We start from the raw sequence: 434 nt of genomic DNA, 5'->3' as shown, positions 1-434 counted from the left end.
GCTGCGCCACCTGCTGGTGCCGCGCGACCCCGCCGACGGCAAGGACGTGCTGCTCGAGGTCAAGTCCGGCGAGGGCGGGGAGGAGTCCGCGCTGTTCGCCGCCGACCTGCTCCGCATGTACACCCGGTACGCCGAGCAGCGCGGCTGGTCGACCGAGGTGCTGGACGCCACCGAGTCCGACCTCGGCGGCTACAAGTCGGTGACCCTCGCGGTCAAGGCCAAGGGCACGCCCGAGCCGGGCGAGGCCCCCCACGCGCTGCTGAGGTTCGAGGGCGGGGTTCACCGCGTCCAGCGGGTGCCCGTCACCGAGAGCCAGGGCCGGGTGCACACCAGCGCCGCCGGGGTCCTGGTGCTGCCGGAGGCCGAGCAGGTCGACGTCGAGATCCACGACGGCGACCTGCGCATCGACGTCTACCGCTCCAGCGGTCCCGGCG

General features: G+C 74.0%; 1 protein-coding gene. It reads left to right on the top strand.

Annotated elements, in window-relative coordinates; genetic code table 11:
* On the top strand, nt 1-434 hold a 434-nt coding region (locus ACU8YE_RS25565), incomplete at both ends, for a PCRF domain-containing protein (RefSeq protein WP_446930412.1).

It is taken from the genome of Ralstonia sp. VS2407 (assembly GCF_052950655.1).
This window is presented reverse-complemented; position numbering and strand designations above follow the sequence as displayed.